This window comes from Aminobacter sp. P4_D5, assembly GCF_056401815.1.
The window spans coordinates 1-2,908 of record NZ_JBFUIP010000321.1; the positions used below are offsets into that span (position 1 = coordinate 1).

Below are 2,908 nucleotides of genomic sequence, written 5' to 3' on the forward strand. Positions count from 1 at the left end.
TGTCTGCATTGCGCCCCATTGTCGGCCATAGAGACCATTGTTTCCTTTCTCCGAAAGCAGCCATCGCATCAAGGCGACGTAGCCGCTCGTATGCTAGGAGTATTGATGGTCCAGACGTTGGACGCAATTACAGAAGCGCTTCAATCCATTGCTTGTCGCGGTGAGTGCCAATTGCCGAACGAAAAAAGCGCGAATACTCTTGGTCCTGATCTAGGTATCGCCTGACATGGGCCGCTACGTCTGCGGGAGGCGCATCGCCTGCCATCTTGACGAGCAAAGACAAGCCTTGCCAAACTTTCTTCCGATCTTCCGGCACATTCCAATCGTTGAAACCCAGTTGCTCGATCGTGTATAGCGCACGCTCGTGCTCCCATGTTCCGGGCGCGCTTGCAGGCTTCACTTCACCGTCGATGCCATACGCCAACAGATCGCAATCCGATTGGACACAGGGGTCAAGGAAGCGAGGCACTTCTTGTTCCACCGTGATTGAGGTTGGAGCGCAGCGCGTGTGCTCAGATTCAATCGGGAATTCGTTCCACTTACCACGGCGCGTAGTTCGATTTATTTTCTCGGGCCGATTGCATCGCTGACATGATAGGCGGAAGTTCCACCACTCATAAGCCAGCCAATAATAGCCGAACCCCCCGGGAAGGGGATGGCCATCGACAGTGACCCCAAGTTTCGGCCGGAAGTGATCCACGTCGAAAGGCGACCGAGGACTCTTACCTTCGCAATACCAGCACTTCTCATAGCTCAAATTCGACAGCCACGATTTCAAGCGGCCCCAGCTTGTAGTCTTATTCAAATATTCGGCGCGCAGCTGCTGGGTGGCTTTGCCCGCAAGCGCAGTCGTTCGGCCAGCGTAAACTTTGGACCACTTCTTCGGCAAATTTGGAGGGAGTGCGACGGCAATGAACCTCAAGGGCGTTCCTGCTGCAAATCTGAGAGCAGGCTGACGACCAGAGCCTGTAGCGCTCTTTCCTTGTTCTCCGGAGTTACGATTGCGCCGTTCATTTCTCCATCGTTTGCCAGGTCAAACCGAGCTCGAAGAAACTCCTGCTCAAGCCTGTCTCGCATCGCAAAATTAAAGTCCAAGCCTTCAAGTCCTTTCCGCAATTCTGCGATCCGGGTCCGCTCCTGATCAGTTAAATCAGTCTTGGCAGACAAGTTATGCAATTCGACCAGGTCATCATTGGTCTGCTGATCGAGACTTGTGCCCAAACCAAACATGTCGCTGGTGACAATATTCGCGAAGCCCATCCCCTTTGGATCGAGCGCCGGATTTTCTGACAATACTTTTGATTCCGGCGTCCGATATAGGATCTGCACCTGCTCTTTGGCGAGTTCGGCGATTGCCAACGGATTATGTGTTGTGATCAGGATGTGGCTGTTCTCACGGTCACCGTCATTTTGTCCGGCGAACCTACGAAGATAGCTGAGGTAATCGACCGCCCAGCGCGGGTTGAGGTGCGTGTCAGGCTCGTCAAGCAGGAAGAGGCTTTCACTTTCGGCCGTGAACCTCAGCAAGCCAAGCACAGTCAACAGCTGCTGCTCTCCTTCGCTCAGCTCTCGGAATGTTACAGTCCCGTCGTTTTTCTTGAGGCGCACGCGTATGCGCACTTCTTCGATAAGTTGCGAGACGTGGGTGCTTTCCATGTCCCGGAAGAACTCAGCTGGGCGCTGTGCGCCGACGAGCTCGCGCAGGGATTCAATATCCTTGACGTAGAGATACTTGAACTGAAGGGTTTCTTTGCTCCACAGCGACACGTCCACGCGGCGGCTCGTTTCAATCGGAGCAAGGGCAATATCCTGAAGTCGGCTCAAGAAATCCGCGACAACGCCCTTTGCGTACCAAAATCTTGGGTCACCTTCTTTGGACTTCCACGGTGGCTGACGAAGGACGAACAGGACGGATTCTATACCCTCGTCTGGATCAATGCCGAGATGATCGGCGAGGAATTCTCGAACCTCATTTGACTGCTGGATCAGGAACGCCAACAAGACAAATTGGCTATGGACTGGCAACGCATAGAAGAGCCGTTTCAAGCCGGGGTTTTTGCCCTGCCGAAGCTGCCTGTCAAAGGTCTCCAGATATGGCTTGAACACCTCATAGAGGCGGTCACTTTGGCCCGAGTAATAAGCGAAAACAAATCGTGGCAGGTGTCGCGCTCCTGCGTCGAAGAACGCCTTGAGGGTCACCTTTTTCCCTCGCAGCGGAGATGTTTCTGGCTCGCCATCAATAAACGGCGTTAGTGTTCTCACGCCTCTCGCTTCAACGTCGGATGCGACATGGATTATCAGCGCTTCCCTGTCCCTGTCAGGGTCCGCATCGATGTTGATGTGTAGGGTCCCATCGCCGCTGCCCATACGGTAGGTCAAATTGTAGGCGAACGTAGGCTTGCGTTCATCCTGAATCAGATCACGGAACAAGACAGCCAAGGCTTCAAGAACATTGGATTTCCCGGTGCCATTCCAGCCGATTACCACCGTAATCCAGTGTTTTTGATCGAAGTCTACGGTGACGTCTTTCAGGTTCTTAAAGCAATGGGTCGGGCTGTCCTTCGCACTGCCGATCGTGATCTTGTCAAGGCGCATCGTTCACATGACCTTCAGACGTAGCCGGTCGTGCAGCTTCCGCCCTTGATCGTCATTGACTGGTTCAGCCTCAATCCTGCCAGCCTTGTCGAGCTTGCGCAGCTCTGCATAGATTTTCTCGATCTCGTCCGTAGTCGCAGCACCGCCCATTCCGCATTGTTGGAAGGCATCCTGCGCAGAAACCCAATCTCTAGCTTCGGCGAGAACTTGTTCGAGGTTTTTGGCCATGGTCTGCAAATCCTTCGGGAGCCTTGTCTTGTGTGCTTGTTTGGTGCGCTTCGCCTTCGGCTCAGCGGCACGCTCTGCCTTAATC

At 53.9% G+C, this 2,908-nt stretch carries 3 protein-coding genes; all 3 read right to left on the reverse strand.

The window, feature by feature from the left end:
• Positions 1 to 127 precede the first annotated feature (127 nt).
• Positions 128 to 922 carry an HNH endonuclease family protein gene (locus tag AC1DWF_RS31375; protein ID WP_476787700.1) on the reverse strand — a complete coding sequence of 265 codons (795 nt, stop codon included), beginning with the start codon at positions 920 to 922 and terminating at the stop codon, positions 128 to 130.
• Positions 919 to 2,595 (reverse strand): AAA family ATPase, encoded by a 1,677-nt coding sequence (locus AC1DWF_RS31380; RefSeq protein WP_476787701.1) that lies wholly within the window; start codon positions 2,593 to 2,595, stop codon positions 919 to 921. Before AC1DWF_RS31380 ends, AC1DWF_RS31375 begins: the two co-directional genes overlap by 4 nt.
• 3 nt (positions 2,596 to 2,598) lie before the next feature.
• The coding region (locus AC1DWF_RS31385; protein ID WP_476842501.1) for a hypothetical protein at positions 2,599 to 2,908 on the reverse strand (310 nt) is incomplete at its 5' end.